The 18,236-nt window shown below is 75.5% G+C and carries 12 protein-coding genes and 1 tRNA gene; 6 read left to right on the top strand and 7 right to left on the bottom strand.

Going from position 1 to position 18,236, the window contains the following annotated elements:
- Positions 1–373: 373 nt before the first annotated feature.
- The 3 genes from C3489_RS26125 to C3489_RS26115 all read left to right on the top strand — a co-directional run bounded on the left by C3489_RS26125 (position 374) and on the right by C3489_RS26115 (position 4,901).
- Positions 374–1,192 (top strand): hypothetical protein, encoded by an 819-nt coding sequence (locus C3489_RS26125; protein ID WP_103784518.1) that lies wholly within the window; start codon positions 374–376, stop codon positions 1,190–1,192.
- A complete protein-coding gene (locus tag C3489_RS26120) occupies positions 1,189–2,526 on the top strand; it encodes a hypothetical protein (protein WP_146075349.1) in 1,338 nt (445 codons plus the stop codon). The genes C3489_RS26125 and C3489_RS26120 overlap by 4 nt, the downstream gene beginning before the upstream one ends.
- A gap of 125 nt (positions 2,527–2,651) precedes the next feature.
- Positions 2,652–4,901 (top strand): hypothetical protein, encoded by a 2,250-nt coding sequence (locus C3489_RS26115; protein ID WP_103784521.1) that lies wholly within the window; start codon positions 2,652–2,654, stop codon positions 4,899–4,901.
- Here the strand turns inward: C3489_RS26115 and C3489_RS26110 are convergent.
- The 3 genes from C3489_RS26110 to fxsA all read right to left on the bottom strand — a co-directional run bounded on the left by C3489_RS26110 (position 4,885) and on the right by fxsA (position 10,688).
- Entirely contained in the window at positions 4,885–5,910 is a 1,026-nt protein-coding gene (locus C3489_RS26110) for a hypothetical protein (RefSeq protein WP_103784516.1), read from the bottom strand. The genes C3489_RS26115 and C3489_RS26110 overlap by 17 nt on opposite strands.
- Before the next feature lie 76 nt (positions 5,911–5,986).
- Positions 5,987–10,288 (bottom strand): FxSxx-COOH system tetratricopeptide repeat protein, encoded by a 4,302-nt coding sequence (gene fxsT / locus C3489_RS39535; RefSeq protein WP_258054949.1) that lies wholly within the window; start codon positions 10,286–10,288, stop codon positions 5,987–5,989.
- A 181-nt stretch (positions 10,289–10,469) separates the two neighbouring features.
- On the bottom strand, positions 10,470–10,688 hold the full coding sequence (fxsA, locus tag C3489_RS26095) for an FxSxx-COOH cyclophane-containing RiPP peptide (RefSeq protein ID WP_103784515.1): 219 nt from the start codon (positions 10,686–10,688) through the stop codon (positions 10,470–10,472).
- A gap of 286 nt (positions 10,689–10,974) precedes the next feature.
- On the opposite strand from fxsA, the gene C3489_RS26090 reads away from it, so the two are divergent.
- Together C3489_RS26090 and C3489_RS26085 are read left to right on the top strand one after the other, a co-directional pair.
- The gene (locus tag C3489_RS26090; RefSeq protein ID WP_103784514.1) at positions 10,975–12,756 is read left to right on the top strand and encodes an FxsB family cyclophane-forming radical SAM/SPASM peptide maturase; all 1,782 of its coding nucleotides are present in this window, start codon (positions 10,975–10,977) and stop codon (positions 12,754–12,756) included.
- Positions 12,753–14,117, top strand: a complete 1,365-nt coding sequence (locus C3489_RS26085) for an HEXXH motif-containing putative peptide modification protein (RefSeq protein WP_103784513.1) — start codon at positions 12,753–12,755, stop codon at positions 14,115–14,117. Before C3489_RS26090 ends, C3489_RS26085 begins: the two co-directional genes overlap by 4 nt.
- Before the next feature lie 40 nt (positions 14,118–14,157).
- Here the strand turns inward: C3489_RS26085 and C3489_RS26080 are convergent.
- Both C3489_RS26080 and C3489_RS26075 read right to left on the bottom strand, forming a co-directional pair.
- Positions 14,158–14,245: transfer RNA gene (locus C3489_RS26080), tRNA-Leu, on the bottom strand.
- 145 nt (positions 14,246–14,390) lie between these two features.
- Positions 14,391–14,831 carry a MarR family winged helix-turn-helix transcriptional regulator gene (locus C3489_RS26075; RefSeq protein WP_103784512.1) on the bottom strand — a complete coding sequence of 147 codons (441 nt, stop codon included), beginning with the start codon at positions 14,829–14,831 and terminating at the stop codon, positions 14,391–14,393.
- 62 nt (positions 14,832–14,893) lie between these two features.
- Between C3489_RS26075 and C3489_RS26070 the strand changes: the two genes are divergently transcribed.
- Positions 14,894–15,793, top strand: coding sequence for an LLM class flavin-dependent oxidoreductase (locus C3489_RS26070; protein ID WP_219821979.1), 900 nt, complete (start codon positions 14,894–14,896; stop codon positions 15,791–15,793).
- An 11-nt stretch (positions 15,794–15,804) separates the two neighbouring features.
- Here the strand turns inward: C3489_RS26070 and C3489_RS26065 are convergent, their stop codons facing one another.
- Positions 15,805–17,340: an aldehyde dehydrogenase family protein gene (locus tag C3489_RS26065; RefSeq protein WP_181139848.1), complete on the bottom strand. Its 1,536-nt coding sequence runs from the start codon at positions 17,338–17,340 to the stop codon at positions 15,805–15,807.
- 11 nt (positions 17,341–17,351) lie between these two features.
- On the bottom strand, positions 17,352–18,236 hold the full coding sequence (sucD, locus tag C3489_RS26060) for a succinate--CoA ligase subunit alpha (protein WP_103784509.1): 885 nt from the start codon (positions 18,234–18,236) through the stop codon (positions 17,352–17,354).

Below are 18,236 nucleotides of genomic sequence, written 5' to 3'. Positions count from 1 at the left end.
TCGCGGAGGCGCAGCCGGCGGACGAGCGGACGGCCGCGTAGGCGCGGCCAGGGGTGTGGATGGCGCGGGTGCGGAGGGGAGGACAGGGCCGGACAACGGGTACGGGACTTGCGGCAATGGACTGTGCCCACGGCGGGGTCGGGCGGCACCCGATACGGGCGTGGTCGCAGGGGACGGAAGGCACGGCGAGTACCGGCCACGGCGGTGGCCGGACGGGGAGAGGCGTATGAGGCAGGGGACGGGACACGGTCGGCCGAGGGCAGCGCGCGGGGGCCGTCCGCCCGGCGTCCGGCCCGCGGTGCGGGCCGGGGCTCCCCCGCGCCGCCGGCCCCGGCTCCGTCCGCCGCTCACGGCGGCCTGCGGGGCGGCTCTGGTGCTGCTCGCCGCGGGTGCCGGCCCGGCGTGGGCGGCGCCGGGCGCCTCCTCGGAGCGGGACGTGCAGCTGGTGTACTGCCTGGACGGCCCGCACAGGGCGGGCCTGGTCTCCGCGGCGTTACGTCTGCGGCTGCTCGCCCCGGGCAGTACGGCCGCCCCGGACGCCGTGCGCCCGGCGCAGGGGCCCGGCGGGGCGATGTCCCTTCAGCAGTGGGCCGAGCGGCGGACGGAGGACTTCGGGCGGGCGTGTTCCGCGCTGATGGCGGCGGCCTCCGAGTCACCGGGGACGGCCGCGCAGGGCGGTGGCGGGGGCGGCTGGTTCACGGACTTCCTCAAGCAGCTGCCGCTGCTGGCCGCCGGTGCGCTGCTCACCCTGGCCGGCCAGTCGTCCGAGCGGATCTCGGCCGAACGGCGCCAGCTCGGACAGCAGTTGGAGACCGAGGAGAGCGCCTACCGGACGGCGGTGCAGGACTACCTCGCCGGGTACGAGATCGACCCGCGGGCCGATCACAGCGCGGTACGCGCGGCGCGTACGGCGCTGGTCGGCACGCTCGGCCGGGTGCCGGGTCCGCGAGCGCGCCGGGACGCGGCGCGGGCGGCCGCCGACGCGTTGCCCCTGGCCCGGCCGCTGCCCGGGCAACGGGACGGCTACCTGCTGGACACCGAGTCCCGCGGCGTCTGGGCGGAGGAGCAGCGAGGCACCGTGGAGGACAAGCTGCGGCTGATATCCGGACTCAACGGCAGGACGGTGTACTGGGGTTGGCGGACCGTGCGGGCCCGGCTCGCGCGGCGCGGCGCACCGGGGGCGGGCCGATGAACGGCGGTGAGATCCACACGAACCCGTTCGGGGTGTACGTGCCGGGCAGCAGGAGCCATGTGCCCGGGATGCGGGCCGTGCCGAGGGACGACCATCCGCTGGTGCCCTGGGCGGAGGAGGAGCACGACGGGCAGTGGGTCGACGTCGACCATGCCCGGGAGCAGGTGGAGGAGTTCAGGCGCTGTCTGGCCCGGCTGCCCGAGATGATCATGCCGCATGTGGACCGCGGTCATCTGGTCGTGGTGACCGGCCCGGTCGGCATGGGCAAGACCACGCTGATCCACCGGTGCATCCACGTCGCCCACGAGTACCTCGAACGCCTCGACGCGGAAGCCCGCCGCTCCCCCGCCTACGCCCAGGGGCGCCGGCCGCCGCGTCCGGTCGTGGCGATGACCGGCGGATACGTCAACTACGGCAACGACGTCAGCTGGGACGAGCGCGGCGACTTCGCCGAGACGCCGGGCATCAACGCGGCGATAAGGGACAAGATCGTGGAGGCTCTGCGCGAGCACTTCCCCGGGATGCCCCTCGACCCGGTGATCGACGGCGCCGATGTGCACAAGGCGTTCAGCGCGATCAGTGCGCTGCTCGCCCAGGAGAACCGTCTGCTGTTCGCGATCGTGCCCCACATCGACTGGCGGGACGCCGGCGGCGAGGTGCGGGGCAAGTTCCTCAGAACGTGCCTGAGACACGCTCAGAGCCGGATCGTACTGTTCGTCGAGATCAGTCATCAGGATCCGGACACCGCGCGTGAGGTGGTCGGGGACCTGCTCTCCTACCCGGAGGTCACCCATCTCTCGCTCAGCTGCCTGAAAGCGGAGGACCCCGTGAAGTTCACCGATGCCGTCCGCGGCGGACACCCCGACGTGGACACCCCGCCGCTCCCGGGCGGCGACGCGTGGATGCGGCTGGACGTGCGGCAGCTGCGCAAGGCGTGCTTCGAGGCCGCCGAGCGGCAGAGACGAGAGGGTGGACGCGTGCGGGTCACCGCGGCCGACGTGAGCGCGCCCACCCTGAGCCGGGACGACCTGCTGCGTACGACGGCCCGGCAGTCCCCCCGGCCGCCGGGCCGGCGGTCCGCACCGCCGCCCACGGGCTCGCCGGCCGCGACCACGGGTCAGCCCTCCGCACCCCCGGCGGGGCCGTCCGTCTCACTGCCGGGTCAGCCTTCCGGGCCGCCGACGGGGCCGTCCGTGCCACTGCCGGATCAGTCCTCGGCGCCACCGACGGGTCAGCCCTCCGCGCCACCCACGGGTCAGCCCTCCGCGCCCCCGACGGGGCAGTGGCCGGCGCCGCCCCCGGACCGGCCGCCCGCGCTGCCGCCGGGCCGCTGACCGGCCGTCCGGCCGTCGACCGGCCCTGGAGCGCCCCCCCGGCGCCCCGGAACCGCCGGCCCCCGTCCCCGCACCCGCCGCCGCTCGCCCGCCGACACGACCGTCAGAACCCGAGGAGTGCCATCATGGTCCCAGAGCGTGGAGACATCTGGCACGAGAACCCCTTCCCGCTGAGCCCGGTCGTGCGCCTCGGCCCGACGACCGACCTCGGGGAGTCGGCGGCGGTGGCGGCCGACTCCGGCAACGCCCACCTCGACACCCCGCTCGTCACCGACCTGCAGGCCCTGGTCGCCGACTACTTCGCGCCACCCGCCGCGGGCGGCCGGCGCGGGCGGGTCATCGCCCTGGTGGGCGGGTTCGGACTGGGCAAGAGCCATGCGCTGCGCCGCGTCTACCAGACGGTGCGCGAGCGGCACGGGGAGGCCGCGATGTGGATCGTGGACGAGCCGGCGCAGGACATGGGGCGGCTCTACCGCGACCGGCTGCGCGGCCCCGCCGACACCCCGCAGGGCCGGCAGGCCTTCGAGGAACTCGTGCGCGACTACTACGCCTACGTCACCGCCGAGTGGGTCGGCGGCGAGGAGGACGACCCGCGCCGCGACACCCTGCAGGAGATCGCGGCCGGGCTGCGCGACCGCACGCTGGACCCCGACAAGGTGGTGTCGGCGCTGCGCTACGACCCCGAGGTGATCCACGCCGACCTGCGCGGCACCCTGGGCGAGGTGACCGAGCACCGCCGGTTCGCGACCGCGCTCGCGCTGCTGCTGCAGCCGCCGTTCCGGCGCATGGTGTGGAACTGGCTGAGCGGCGAGGAACCCGCCGAACCGCTGCGCGAGCGGGGCATCACCGAGGCGATCGGCCCGCACCCCGGGCGGACGGACACCGCGGCCGGCATCGACCGGGTCTTCGACGCGCTCGCCGTCCAGGGCTTCCTGCACGGCCGGGTCGGCAACCCGTACGTGCTGCTGCTGGACTCGCTGGAGAAGGTGCTGGAGTGGCCGGAGGAGACCCGGCGCACCTTCTTCGACGCATTCGAACGCCTCGTCAACATCTGCACCAGTCACGGCGGTCTGCTGGTGTTCTGCACCTCCCCGGAGGGGCTGCAGGCGCTGCGCGCCAGTGTGCACGAGCGGGTGGTGCAGCTGTGGGCGAACGGGCTGGGCCGCCGCGACACCCGGGAGCTGGTCTCCCGCTATCTGGCCGCCGCCGGGACGAGCGGCACCGGGCCGTTCGACGAGGAGGCGCTGCGGCTGCTGCCGGAGCTGACCGAGGGCGTGCCCCGGGAGGTCCTCAAGACGTGCCGGCAGGCCTGGCAGCTCGCCGAGAACGAGGAGGGCGCCGTCGAGCGGGTGCCGGGCTCGGCGGTGCTCGCGGCCGTACGGCAGCTGCACGAGCGGGTGGCGTACCGGCAGGTGCTCGCCGACATCCACGAGGCGCTGGACCTCGGGCAGTGGCGGATCGCCTCGCGCGACCCGGTGCCGGCCCGGCTGGCCCGCTCGCCGGGCGGCCGGGAGGATGTCGTGTACTGGCTCTCGCCCGCCCCGGACGCCTACATCGCGGTGATCTACGGCCGTTCGGTGCTGCTCGCCGACGACGCCGAGCGGGTCGCCGCGCTGGTGCTCGGGCTGCGCAGCGCGGTGCGGCCGGGCCGGCTTGAGGCACTGCTGGTGGTCAACGGCCTGGTGTCGCACGCGATGCAGGACCGGCTCGGGCGGGCGATCGGCTCCCGGCCGCTGGTGTACCGGCAGGGCGGTTTCGGCCTGAGCGCGCACGAGGCGCTGCTGCAGCTGGAGCGGCGCCTGGTGGAGGAGCGGCGCGAGGGCGACCTGGTGGAGCTGGGCGAGCGGATGCGCCGGGACCTGGAGCAGCAGACCGCCCGGCTGGACGAGATGCACCGCACGCTGACCGCGCTGGCCCTGGACACCCGGCCCGTGGTGGCGCAGCCGGCCTCGTTGCCCCGTGGTGAACCGGAGCCGGACACCGCGCGGTTGCCGGGTCCGGTGCGGCGCCGGTTCCGGGACGCGCTGGCGATGCTGGAGGCGGTGACCGGGCGGGTCGCCGGGCGGGCGGCGGGGCGTGCGGCGGCGACGCCGGCCGATCTGAGCGTGCTGGGCTGCGCCACGCTGGTGCGGGAGCTGACGGAGCGGTTCCGTGGCGCGGTCGCCGCCTGGGCCGCGGCCACCGCGCCCGGTGCCGCGCCGTCCGAGGACGAGCTGGGCGAACTGCGCCGTATCTGCCGGGAGTACGAGTCCGCCGTCGAGGTGCTGCCGGTCCATCTGCTGGGTGGTGCCGACCAGCGCCACCGTCTCACCCCGGCCCGCACCGTGGAGTCGCTGGCGGAGGAGGTGTGGGGGACGCTCAGCGCGGCGTCGTGAACCGCTCGGGGCCCGCCTGGCGTTCCAGGGCGCGGGCCAGCCCCCGCAGCCGCTGTTCGGCGTTGCCGACCTGGCGCTGGTCGAGGGTGACCCCGAGCAGGAAGGACTGCGGCGACATCCAGTGGACGTAGACGGCGCCCTCCTGCACGTCCAGGACGAGCCGGTCGAGCGGGGCCCGGCCGGGAGCGGAGGGGGCGACCAGGCCGAGCGCGTCGGTCAGCCGCACGACATGGCCGCGCAGACCGCGGGACAGGTCGCGGTAGGCGGTGCGCCGGGTGCGCACGCTGACGTCGATGAAGCGCGGCCCGAGTTCCGGGGCGTCGAAGACGTCGCCGACGCACACCAGCGTCCAGTTGCGGTAGTAGCCGGCGTAGTGCAGGTCCGTCGGGTTGATGTGGCTGCGCCACAGGTGGCGCAGGCGTTCCTCGTAGCCGGTGTCGGCCGCCGCGGCCGTGCCGAAGTCGATCCGGGGCCCCTCGGGGGCGGGGATCGAGGTGAGGTGCGGTTTGGCCACCGGGTCGCCGCCGAGGAGCTCGTCGGGCAGGGAGTGGACCTCGGTACGGATGCGGGTCACCAGCCGGTTCATGGCGGCGTCGGCGTCCGGCATGCCGTCGCCGGCGTCGGTCACCGCGGCGAGGTACTCACCGGGCCGGGCCCGGCCGCCCCACAGACCGCCGCGCGGGCCCTCGGCCACCGTGCGCATCAGCTCCCCGGTGCCCAGCGGGCGCAGCACCAGGCCGAGGTCCTGGGTGCACAGCAGCAGCCGGCTGCCGGGCAGCGACTCGCCCGTCTCCTCGTCGCCGGGCTCGATGACCAGGCTGCTGAGCGGGGCCAGCGGGGCGCGCAGCACGGCGAAGTCGAGGATGCCGTTGCTGAAGTGGCTCAGGCTGCGTATCGCGGGTGTGGCCGCGACGGTCTGCTCGCACATCTCGGTGATCACGCCGTGCCGCGTCGCGGTCCAGTGCGGCTGGTGCAGCGTGCTGGTGCGCTGGGGTGCGGGAGCTGCCACGGGTACGCGCCTTTCGGTGGGGTGGGGCTTGGCTGGCGGTGCTGCGGTACGGCGCCGGTGCCCCGGCCGGGTGGGGTCACAGGCCGGGCAGCTCCAGGTCGATGTCGTAGCCGGAGGGCGGCGCCGGCCGGGCGGTGCCGGTGCCGGTGAGGTGGTCCAGGTGGAGGGCGACCCGGCGTCCGTCGGGCCGGTCCGCGACACCGAGGTCGCCGAGCCGGGTCAGGGCGGAGCCGGCCAGTTCGACGGCCTCGTCGGTGCGGCCGGCCGCGGCGAGGGTGGCGGCCAGGGAGTTCTCGGCGGCGGCGACCCAGGGGTGGGCGCCGCCCAGCTTGTGGGTGAGCAGGTTCAGCCCGGCGCGGCCCACCTCCTCGGCGGGCCGCAGCTCGCCGATCGCCCGCAGATGGACGCCGTGGCGCACATGGCACAGGCCGGTGTAGGGGTGCCCGGCGCCGAAGGTGCGGGCGAAGGCGCCGGCGCACTGTCGGGCCTGCGCCTCGGCCTCCTCGGACTTGCCGAGCGCGCCGAGGTCGGCGGCGTAGCTGAACTGGCAGCGCAGGGTGTCGAAGCGGGCGGCGCCGAACCGGGCGAGGTACTCGGTGAGCGCGCGCCGGTCGCGTTCGTGGGCGCGTTCGTAGCCGTAGCGGGGGTCCTTGACGGCGGGGAAGCCGTCGGCGAGGCGGCGCTCGCTGACGGCGAGGCCGACCTCGGTCCACAGCCGGTCGCGGTCCCAGGCGTCGCCGAGCCGGCGCAGCCGCTGGCGCAGCAGGTCGCGGGCCTCGCCGTCGCGGCCGGTGGCCCGCAGCAGATAGGCGAGCAGGTCGGCGGAGTCCCAGGCGACCGGGTCGTCCTTGCCGCCGACGGCCTGCCGGTAGCGGAAGCGTTCCTGGAGCCGGGTCAGGGCGGCGGCGGCGCGGCCGGTGAGCGCCTCGGTGAGGGCGAGGTTGTGCTCGACCTGCACGGTCGCGGGGTGCTTCCAGCCGAGCAGCAGCGTCAACCCGTCCAGGGCGGGCCGCAGTTCGAGCAGGGCGTCCTCGAACCGGCCCAGGGCGCGCAGGGTGGCGGCGTAGGAGTCGGCGGACAGCAGGGTGCGCGGGTGGGTGATGCCCAGCAGCCTGCGGTGGCCGTGCAGGGCGTCCTGGGCGAGTCGGCGGGAGGTGTCGTAGTCGCCGCGCAGCCGGTGGGCGCGGGCGGTGAAGTTGAGCAGCCGCAGGTACTCGGGGGACTGCTCGTCGCCGTCGGAGTGCCAGGCGGCGCGGGCCTGGTCGGCGATGTCGAGGAGGCGTTCGAGGTCGGCGGCCTCGGCGCGCTGGCTGAGCGCGTTGAGGTGGCGCAGCAGGGAGCGGCGCACCCGGGGGCGGGTGTCCTCCCACAGCCGCAGCGAGTACACCTCGCGCGCCCAGTCGGCGGGCAGGCCCTGGCTCTCCTGCGGGACGTACTCGGCGAGGACCCCGCGCAGCACGGACTCGATGTGCTGCCGCTCGGTGTCGCTCATGCCGGCGCGGATCAGGTCGCGCAGGCCGTGGTGCTGGGCGAGCGGCTGGGCGGTGCGGTCGAAGTCGACGTCGAGCAGGCCGACCTGGGCCAGCGCCCACAGGGCGACGCTGACCATGTGCTCGTCGGGCAGCTGGACCTCGTCGGGGTGGCGGGGTCCGACGGTGCGCTCGGTGTCGACGTCGCGGGCGAGTTCGGACAGGATGCGGCGCGAGCGCAGCAGTTCCAGGCCCATGCCGCGGCCGGTGAGCAGGGAGGCGGCGTCCAGCAGCCAGCCGAGCGCGTCGCGGTGCGGTGACTCCGAGCGCCAGGCGGCGGCACCGGGGGTGGTCTGCGCGACGCGCCGGGCGACCCGCACCATCACGGCGACCGGGGTGGCGGCCTCGCCGCGCCGCAGCAGCTCCGACTTCCCGGCCCGGTACTCGGCGAGCAGGTCGCGCACCGCGTCGCGCACGGCGGCGTCGCGGGTCAGGTGGTCGTGCCGGCCGTGCCCGGCGGCGCGCTCGGCCAGGCAGTGGGCGGCCAGGTGCAGGGCGTGCGGCACGAAGTCGAGCACGCTGCCGACCTGCGCGGCCTGCTGCTCGCTGATCTCCGGCACCCGCTCGGCGAGCACGGCCCGGCTCTCGTCGGCGGTCATGGCGGGCATGGGGTACGGCGTGAGGGCCGGCCGGCGTACGGCGTCGGAGCGGGCCGCCGGGCCCTGGAGTGCCGGCGCGTCGTCATGGACGCCGGCGCCCTGACGGGACGTCGAGCGAGCGCCGGTCTGCGCGCCGGGCGGGGCGTCGCTGGGGGGCGCCGCGTCGCTGTCGGACGCCGCGTCCCTGTTGGGCGCCCCGTCGTCGGGCGCCGCGTCCCCGTTGGGGGACCCGCCCCTGCCGGGGCCGGGCACTGCGCCTCCGTCGGGCGACGCGCCCCCGCCGGACACGGCGCCCCTGTTGGGCGGCGCTTCCCCACCGGGAGCCCCGTCCCCGCCGAGGAGCGCTTCTCCTCCTGGGACTCCGTCCACGCCGGACACGGCGCCCCCATCAGGGAGCCCCCGCCCACCGGACAGCGCATCCCCACCGGGCAGCACGTACCCGCCGGACACAGCGCCCCCGTGGGAAAGCCCATCCGCACCGGGCAGCGCGCCCCCAGCGGGCAGCCCGCCCTCGCCGGACAGCGCATCAGCGCCAGGCACTTCCGCCCCCGCGCCACGCCCGTCCACGCCGCCCGGCACTCCCACCGCGCCAAGCGTGTCCCGGTCGGCCTCTGTCACTCCCCCATCGACCGGTGCCCCACTGTCGGCCGGTACTCCGTCGCTGGTCCCGGCGTCCCCCCGCGCGCCCGCCTGTTCGGCCGCAGCCGGGGCCATCCGGCTGGTGATCAGGACGTGGCCGCGCTGGTGCGGGGACGGCAGGAGGCCGTCGAGGTCGGACAGGTCCCAGACGCCGTCGTAGACCAGGAGCCAGCTGATCGGCTCCTCGGGCCGGGACAGCCGACCCAGCAGGCGCGGCACCGTGTCGTCGGCGGTGTCGGCGGACCCCAGGCGGTCCTGCGGGGTGCCGAGGCGGCCGGCGAGCCGGCGCAGGCCGCGTTCGACGCGCTGCCGTTCCCAGGCCCGCACCCACCACACCACGTCGTAGCCGGCGCCGTAGCGATGGCACAGCTCGTGCGCGGCCTCGCTCTTGCCCCAGCCGCTGGGCCCGTGCAGCACCAGGCACGCGCCGTCCTGCCCGGCGCCGCGCAGCCGGTCCTCCACGGTGGCGAGCAGCTCGTCGCGGTCGATGAAACCGCTGTTGCGGGGGCCGATGTTGCTGGTCTCGGGCAGTCGCGGGAAGCGCGCCGCGCCCGGCAGTTCGCCGGGTGACCGGGGGTCGAGCCCGAGGCCGGTGTACAGCAGCCGCAGCGCCTCCTCCTCCCCGGCCTCGCGCAGGTCGATCCGTTCGTGGTGGGCGGCCTCCGCGTACGGGAACGGCTCGTCGACCAGGACGATGCGCACATCGGTGTGGGACAGCGCGCCGATCTGCGCCAGCAGGGTCTCGTCGGTGCCGTCGGGCGCCAGGAAGAGCAGGGCGGCGCCGCGGTCGGGACGTTCGCCGGTGTAGGTGTCGGCCCGGCGCAGCCGCACGCGTACGGCCTTGGCGGCGAGCCGGTCGCGCACCCACGCGGCCCACGGGGCGTGCCGGCCGGAGTGGACGACGGTGACCTCGCCGAGCCGGGGGGCGCGGCGGGCGCGCAGCCAGTCGGCGAGCCGCTCGTAGTAGGGGCGCAGCCCGATGACCGTGCCCACGTCCTCGGACTGCACGGCGAGGCTGCGCATGTCCTGGTACAGCGGGTTGTAGGGGATCTCCAGGAAGGGGATGTCCGTTTCGCCGAGCGCCGCGGCGAGCGGCCCGAACCTGCGGCGGACCCGTTCGCGGGCGTCGCGCAGCCGGTCGTGGACGCGTACGTCGCTCTTGAGGCCGAGGGTGAGCAGCCGCACGGGCTGCTGGGCACGCCCGGTGAGGTCCTCGGCGAGGGCGGCGGCGCCGTCGATGGACCACGCGGTCATCGCGAAGCAGACGACGAGCGCGTCGGCGGGTGCCGCGGTGCGGGCGGGTTCGTCCGCGTCGGGTGTGTCCGGGACGGGTGCCTCGATGAGGACGTGGTCGTAGGCGGCGGCGACGGGGTCGTCGGCGAGGGGCCGGCCGGTGGGCTGGGACACCGTGTTGACCTGGCCGGGCACGGGCTCGGGCAGGTCCGTCGAGCCCGGGGCGCCGGTACGGCCGTCGACGAGCAGGACGCTGCGGCCGGCCTCGGCGAGGATGTCCGCGACGTTGCGCAGGGTCGTGCTCAGGCCGAGGTTCTCGGACGCGGCGACGAAGACGGCGAACGGACCTGTGCGGTCAGGGGAGTTGACGTCGGGCATGACCTCTCCGCTCGGCGCGGCACGACGGGACGGTGCGAAGGGAACTGCGGTGTGCGGGCGGGGCGGGGGCGGTGCCGGAAGGGCCCGGAGACGCCCCACCGAAGGACAAAACGGACGCTCGGGGGGTGACAGTACAGGGCGTGGCCGGTGGCGTCACGGCCGCCGGTCCGTGTCCCGGCGTTCACTGGCTCTCTTTGTGTCCGGTGACGAACGGGTCGCCCTCGGCACAGCTGTCGTGGACCCGGCGCAGCAGCGCGCCCAGCACGGATCCGGGCAGGGCGGCGACGTCCTCGGGGGAGAGCGCGGCGAGGTCCAGTACGACGGACTCGACGTCGCCCGCGACGGCGTCGGCGTCCGCAGCGCGCACCTCGGCGGGGGCGGTGCCCTCGGCTGCTTCCACGGGGTCACTCCCTGGGGTCTGGTGGACTCGTGGAGCACCGTGCGGCCGCGGGCCGCGCCGGCGTCCATCGTTTCAGCGTAAACCCGGGGCACCCGGCGGCGGCAGCGTCCGGCGGCATCGGCGTGACTTTCACCATGGCCAACTGCCCCGTCTCTCACCTGCGTTGTCTCATTAGCGATGTTGACGGTGCACGGACGACCCCGGAAACTGGTCGGCATACGGGCCGGACGGGTGTGCCGCCGGTCCTGGGAGCGGGGCCCGTGGCGAGGCCGTCGGGGGGAAGCGGATGAGTCGACCGCCACTGCGCCGCGCCGAGCCGCCGTGGCCCACCGCCGCCGACGTGGCCGCGCGCCGGGCGGCCGGCTGGCGGCCGTACCCGCTGGACTCCTTCGTCCTCAAGGTGCACAGCCGCTGCGACCTGGCCTGCGACTACTGCTACATGTACCGGGCGCAGGACACCGGTTGGCGCCGTCAGCCGCGCGCCATGGCACCGGCGACGGTGGAGCGCACCGCGCGGCGCATCGCCGAGCATCTGAGCGCGCACGGGCTGAGCGAGGCGGGCGTGGTGCTGCACGGCGGCGAACCGCTGCTGCTCGGCGAGCGCGCGCTGACCCGCACGGTGGAGACGCTGCGGGCGGCCGTCGGTGACGGGGTGCGGCTGCGCCTGTCCGTACAGACCAACGGGGTGCGCCTGACCCGCCAACGCCTCGACTTGTGCGGCGAGTTGGGGCTGCGGGTCGGGGTGAGCACCGACGGCGGGCGTGCCGCCCACGACCGGCACCGGCGCGGCGCGGACGGCCGTGGCAGCCACGCCCGGGTGAGCGCGGCGCTGCGGCTGCTCGCGAGCGAGCCGTACCGGCCCCTGTTCGCCGGGCTGCTGTGCACGATCGACCTGGCGAACGACCCGGTCCGCACGTACGAGGAGCTGCTGGCGTACGCCCCGCCGTCCGTCGACTTCCTGCTGCCGCTCGGCACCTGGCACACCCCGCCGCCCGGCCTGGACCCCACGGGACGGCGCACCCCGTACGCCGACTGGCTGTGGGCCGTCTTCGAACGCTGGTACGGCGCCCCGGTGAAGGAGACCGGCGTGCGCCTGCTGGACGACCTGATGGCGCTGCTGCTCGGCACCCCGGTGCGCACCGAGTCGCTGGGTCTGTCCCCGGTGCGCTACGCGGTCGTGGAGACGGACGGCTCGCTCGCGCAGGACGACGCGCTGCGCACGGCGTACGACGGTGCCGCGCGCACCGGTCTGGACGTGTGGCGGCACTCCTTCGACACGCTGCTCGGTCACCCGGGGATCGCAGCGCGCCAGTGGGGAGCGGACGGCCTGTGCGGCCGGTGCCGCGCCTGCCCGCTGCACCCCGTGTGCGGCGGCGGCCACTACGCCACCCGCTACCGCCGCCCGACGGGCTTCGCCAACCCGAGCGTGTACTGCGCGGAGCTGGCGGAACTGATCGTCCGGGTACGGCGGCGACTGGCCACGGACCTGGCCGGGACCGTCCGACGCGACACCGGCACGGCGCGGGCGACGGCCACGCGCCGCCCGGCACCGCCGGCCGCCCGGGAGACGCCGACGCTCCCCCCGATCGCCTCCCCGGAGACGCCGGCACCCCCCTCCACGGCGGCCCTGGAGGCGCCCGCACCCCCCGCCACCGGAGCCCGGGAGACGCCGGCGCTCCCCGCGACGGCCGCCCCGGAGACGCCGACACTCCCCGCCACGGCGGCCCCGGAGGCGCCCGCACCCCCCGCCACCGGAGCCCGGGAGACGCCGGCGCTCCCCGCGACGGCCGTCCCGCAGACGCCGACACTCCCCGCCACGGCCGCCCCGGAGACGCCCGCACTCCCCGCCACGGCGGCCACGGCGGCGCCCGCACTCACCGTCACTGCCGCCCCAGCGGCACCGGCACCCCCCGCGACGGCCGCCGCGAACACCCCGCCGCGCACCACCCCGGCGGGGACCGCGGCACGCCCCACCGCTCGCGCCGACGGCTCCCGGACCGCGGGCGGACCGCCCGGCACCGGTCACGGTTGCGGCACCCGGGCTCCGATGATCGCGGAGGTGGGATGAGGCCGTCGCCGCACCGGATGCCGGGGGCGCTGTTCGACGCGGTCGCCGCGGGCGGCGGCGGGGCCGAGGCGCTGCGGCTGCTGGCCCGCGCCGAGCACAGCCGGCGCCTGGCCTGCGCCTGGGCCGTGACCGACGCGGCGAACCGGACCGGCGGACGTGTCGCGCAGGAGGCCACGCGGGCCTGGGAGCTGCTGACATCGGCCGCGCGCACCGCGCCCGACGCGGCGGCGGCCGTCCTGACCCACCCCACCGCCGGGCCGGCCCTGTTCGAGGTGCTGGCCCGGCTGACACACCCGCGCCCGGGCGAGGAGCCGCCGATGGGCCGGTTCACGGCGCTGGCCGCGGCGGCCGCCGTGCGCGCGGGGCTGCCGGGGCGTGCGGCGCTGCCCATGGACGGGGCGTGGGTCGCGCTGCCCTCCCTGGGCCGGGCCCGCTTCCCGGGCGCGGGCGACGGCGACCGGGCCGAGGTGCGCACCGGCCCCGGCGGCGCGGCACGCATCGTCGTACGGACGGCCGACGGCGCCGAGGACGGCGTACCGGTGCCGCCGGCGCCGTACCGCAGCAGGGGCCGCTGGCACGGCGCGCACCTGCTGACCACGCTGGAGGGCGGCGCGCGGCTGCTGCTGGACGTCGTCGACCGGCCGTCCTTCCCGCACGCCGCCGACCGCCCCGACGGCATCGGCCCGCAGGAGGCCGGGGCGTGGGCCGCCGTGGCGCGTGAGGCGTGCGCGCTGCTGCGGGCCGACCATCCGGAGGTGTACGAGGAACTGGCGGCCGGCGAGCGCCTGCTGGTGCCGCTGACCCGGCCGGGCCCCGGCATCGTCAGCGGCAGCAGCGCGGAGACCTTCGGCTGTCTGGCGCTGTCGCTGCCGCGCACGGCGGCGGGGTTCGCGGTGACCGTGGCGCACGAGATGCAGCACAACAAGTTCGCGGCGCTGCTGCACCTCTTCGACCTGTTCCACCCGGGCGGCCCGGAGCGCTTCTACGCCCCCTGGCGTCCCGATCCGCGTCCGCTGCTCGGACTGTTCCACGGGGCGTACGCACATCTGGGCGTGGCCCGCTTCTGGAACCGCCGCCGTGAGTGCGAGGCCGACCCGCAAGGGCGCTTCGAGGCGCACGTGCAGTTCGCGCGCTGGCGCCTGGCCGCCCGGGAGGCCACGCTGGTCCTGCTCGCCTCGGACCGCCTGACCCCCCTGGGTCACCGGTTCGCGGGCCGCATGCTCGCCACCCTGGACGCTCTGTGCCACCTGCCGGTCCCGGCGGCGGCCGTCCACCGCGCGGAGTCGGCGGCCCGCGCCCACCGCGACGCCTGGCGCGACCGCCACGGCGACACGGACGGGGAGCGGATGCTGTCGGCGTAGCCGGACAAGAAGAAAGACCCCTGCATCGCAGGGGTCTCGCTGGTGTCCGAGGGGGGACTTGAACCCCCACGCCCGATAAAGGGCACTAGCACCTCAAGCTAGCGCGTCTGCCATTCCGCCACCCGGACCAGGTGTTTGTCGGCTCGCGGGGTCTTCCCCGCGGCGACGAGGACAACCATACCAAGGTTTCGCAGTGCGTTTCACCTGCGTATCCGTGCGCTGGGGGCGGTGCGGGCGGGCACCGGCGGGGTGTCACCCAGCGCGTCAGGGTGCTCACTCCTCGCCGGTGACCAGCGTCCGCAGCGCTCGGACCAGGGTCGCCGCCGTGCCCTCGTCCAGAGGGGCCAGGAAGCTGTGCTCGGCCGCGCGGCGGGCCTCTTCCGCACGGCTCAGGCAGTCCCGGCCGGCCTCGGTCAGCTCGACGATGTTCTTGCGCCGGTCCTGAGGGCTGCGCCGGCGGCGTACCAGGCCGTGGTCCTCCAGTCCGTCGATCAGCGACACCATCGTCGTGCGGTCGACGCCGAGCCGGGCCGCCGCCTCCACCTGCGACAGCGGCTCGTCGCCGGCGAGGACGACCAGGACGGCGAGCTCATGGCCGTCCACGCCGTGGGGGGCGAGGGCCTCGGCGGACACGCGGGCGAACCGGGCCTGTGCGTGCTTGAGGAGATAACCGAGCCGGGACTCAAGCGGCGCGGGCTGGTGTTCGCTGACCATTCCCCGACTATATTAGGGGAACTGACTGTCAGTGTTACTGATGATTTATTACGCTGATCGTCATGACTGCTGTGCGTTTCGGTCTCAAGACCACCCCTATGCACGTTTCCTACGAGGACATCCGCCGCGTCTGGCTGGAGGCCGACGCCGTGCCGGAGATCGAGGACGCGTGGCTGTGGGACCATCTGCTGCCGGTCGCGGGTCCTGCCGACGGCCAGATACACGAGGGCTGGACGCTGCTGACCGCGCTCGCCGCGCAGACCCGGCGGTTGCGGCTCGGGCTGCTGGTGACCAGCAACCGGATACGGCCGCCCGCGCTCCTCGGCAAGATGGCCTCCACCCTCGACGTGATCTCCGGCGGCCGGCTCGTCCTCGGGCTCGGTGTCGGGGGCACCCACCAGCCGCCCGGCGCGGGCGGGATGGCCGGGCCCAATCCGGCGATCGCGGAGTACGAGGCGTACGGGCTCGACCTGGTCCCGCCCGCCGAGGGCATCGCCCGGCTCGCGGAGACCGCCGAGATCCTGAAGCGGATGTGGACCCGGGACGTGTTCGACTTCGAGGGCCGCCACTACCGGCTCAGGGGCACGCGCAACGAGCCCAAGCCCGTGCAGCGGCCGGGGCCCCCGCTGCTGATCGGCGGCTGGGGCACCCGGCTGCTGCGGCTGGTGGCCGAGCACGCGGACGCCTGGAACATCCCCGGGCCGCCGCACCACAGTGTGGCGTTCGTCGCCGAGCGGGCCGGCGTCCTGGACGCGCACTGCGCGGACCTCGGACGCGACCCCCGGACGATCGAGCGCTCGGTGCAGGTGCTCGTGTCCTACGACGACCCGGCGGCGACCCGGGACACGGTCGCCGCTCTGGTCGCCGCCGGGATGAACCACATCGTGCTCAGCCTCCCCCGGCCCTACCCGCAGGGGGTCGCGCGGTGGCTCGCCGACGAGATCATCGCCGAGGCCGTTTGAGTCACCGCGCGTCACGGCATGAGGTGGTACTCCGGGAAGTTCCCCGGCAGCCGCTCCCCCGCCGGCCCCCATGTCACGGCCCGGATCAGCAGTTCCCCTCCGACGAACGCGCCCCGCCACGACCCGCCGAAGCCGCCGAACAGCTCCTCGCGGTCGCCCCGGGAGCGGGGCACCCCGTGGCCGACCTTGAACGCGCGGATCTGCGGGGCCAGCCGGTCGAAGGTGGCCCGGTCGTCCGTCGACAGCGTGGCCACCAGCGCGCCGTTGGAGGCGTTCATCGCGGCCAGCAGCTCCGCCTCGGTGTCCACCAGGACGATCGTGTCGACCGGGCCGAAGGGTTCCGCGTGATGGAGCGGCGAGGACGGGGGCGGGTCCAGGAGCGTGACCGGGGGCACGTACGCCGAGGTGTCCTGGCCGGGCAGGAGGCGGGCGCCCGCAAGGCTGCCGCGGTACAGCGGCACCGCGCCCCGGTCCACGGCGAGCGCCACCTGGTCGGTCAGCTCCTTGGCCTTGGCCGCGTTGATCAGCGGGCCGAAGTCGAGCCGTGGGAAGGGGCCGCCGGGCTGCTCGACGGCCAGCGGGTGGCCGAACCGCAGGGTGCGCACGGCCGGCAGGTAGGCCGCCAGGAACGCGTCGAACAGCTCCCGCTGGACGACGAAGCGCGGGTAGGCGGTGCAGCGCTGTTTGCCGTAGTCGAAGAGCTTGGGGAGCACGGCGGTGAGCGCGTCGAAGTCCGAGCACTTCCAGATGCCCCAGGTGTTGAGTCCCTCCTGTTCCAGCACGTGCCGCTTGCCCAGGTCGGCGACGGCCGTGGCCACCGCGGCGCCGGTGTCGCGCCCGCCGACGAAGGAGACGCAGCCGATCTCCGGCGCCCGCACCAGCGCCTCGGACAGCTCGCCGCCGCTGCCGCTGACGAGGGTGACGGGCACGCCCTCGCGGGCGGCGAGCGCGCAGGCCAGGGTGAGGCAGGCGACTCCGCCGTCGGTCGGGGTCTTGGCGACGACCGCGTTGCCCGCCAGGGCCTGCACCAGGAGCGCGTGGACGAGAACGCTCATCGGGTAGTTCCAGCTGGCGATGTTGGACACCGGGCCGTCCAGCGGGGCCCGGCCGGCCAGCATCGGCTCGATGCCGTCGACGTACCAGCGCACCCCGTCGATCGCCCGGTCGACGTCCGCCTGCGCAGCGTGCCAGGGCTTGCCGATCTCCCAGACCAGCAGCAGCGCGAGCAGTTCGCGGTGCGCGGCGAGGGCGTCGAGGGTGGCGGCGATGCGCGCGCGCCGCTCGGCGAGCGGCACGTGGCGCCAGGCGCGGTGCTGGTCGAGGGCGGCGCGCACCGCACGGCGGGCGGTGTCCCCGTCGAGGCGGGGCGGGCCGGCGACGGGCGTGCCGTCGACCGGGCTGGTGGCGGGCAGGACGCGGCCGTCGGCCCGCCAGCCCGCGTCCCAGAGGTTGAGCACACGGTCGTCGCGGAAGGCCTCCGGGGCGGTGGCGAGGCTGCGCTGCCAGGCGTCGGCCCAGGAGGTGCCGGTCTTCAGGGTCAGGGCCACGGGGACCTCCCTCACGTGGTTCCGTCGAGCAGGGACAGGACCAGCCGTGCCGTGCGGGTCGGGGTGTCACCGACCCGCACCCCGGCCGCCTCAAGCGCCTCCTTCTTCGCCACGGCCGTACCCGACGAACCGGAGACGATCGCGCCGGCGTGGCCCATGGTCTTCCCCTCGGGCGCGGTGAAGCCGGCGATGTAGCCGACGACCGGCTTGGTGACGTGGTCGCGGATGTAGGCGGCGGCCCGCTCCTCCGCGTCGCCGCCGATCTCCCCGATGAGGACGATCAGGTCGGTGCCGGGGTCCTCCTGGAAGGCGGCGAGGCAGTCGATGTGCGTGGTGCCGACGACCGGGTCGCCGCCGATGCCGACGCAGGTGGAGAAGCCGATGTCGCGCAGCTCGTACATGAGCTGGTAGGTGAGCGTGCCCGACTTGGAGACCAGGCCGATGCGGCCGGGCTTGGTGATGTCGGCGGGGATGATGCCCGCGTTCGACTGACCGGGCGTGATCAGACCGGGGCAGTTGGGGCCGATGATCCGGGTGCCCCTGGTCCTCGCGTACGCCGTGAAGGCGACCGTGTCGTGGACCGGGATGCCCTCGGTGATGACGACGGCGAGGCCCATCCCGGCGTCCGCGGCCTCGATGACGGCGGCCTTGGCGAAGGCGGGCGGGACGAAGACGACGGTGACGTCGGCGCCGGTTGCGGCGATGCCCTCGGCGACGGAGCCGAAGACGGGGACGGACCTGTCGTCGAAGGAGACGGTGCGGCCCGCCTTGCGCGGGTTGACGCCGCCGACGACGTCCGTGCCGGCCGCGAGCATCCGGCGGGTGTGCTTCATGCCCTCGCCGCCGGTCATGCCCTGGACGAGGACCTTGCTCTCCTGGGTGAGGTGGATGGCCAT

This window comes from Streptomyces sp. Ru71 (assembly GCF_002920535.1).
Classification (GTDB): domain Bacteria; phylum Actinomycetota; class Actinomycetes; order Streptomycetales; family Streptomycetaceae; genus Streptomyces.
The sequence above is the reverse complement of the archived record's forward strand: the minus strand, read 5'-3'. Positions and strand labels throughout refer to the sequence as shown.